This window comes from Stenotrophomonas sp. SrG (assembly GCF_050031795.1).
In the GTDB taxonomy this organism is placed as follows: Bacteria; Pseudomonadota; Gammaproteobacteria; order Xanthomonadales; family Xanthomonadaceae; genus Stenotrophomonas; species Stenotrophomonas rhizophila_A.
The window spans coordinates 1-242 of sequence record NZ_JBNBBE010000951.1; the positions used below are offsets into that span (position 1 = coordinate 1).

1 protein-coding gene is annotated in these 242 nt (G+C 69.4%); it reads left to right on the forward strand.

The window, feature by feature from the left end; translation table 11 throughout:
• On the forward strand, positions 1-211 hold a 211-nt coding region (locus ACQG3P_RS22310), incomplete at its 5' end, for an exodeoxyribonuclease VII small subunit (RefSeq protein WP_426806272.1).
• Positions 212-242 lie beyond the last annotated feature (31 nt).

Below are 242 nucleotides of genomic sequence, written 5' to 3' on the forward strand. Positions count from 1 at the left end.
TTCGCTGGAAGAACTGGAGCAGCTGGTGGAGAAGATGGAAACCGGCGACATGAGCCGGGAGCAGTCGCTGAGCGCCAACGAGCGTGGCGTGGGCCTGTACCGCCAGTGCCAGCAGGCGCTGGAGCAGGCCGAACAGCGCGTGCGGCTGCTCAGCGACCCGGCCCGCCCGGAAACCGCCGAGCCGTTCGACCCGCCCAGCCCTGCCGGTTGAGTCCACGTTCGCGCGTTGGCGCGACCGCATT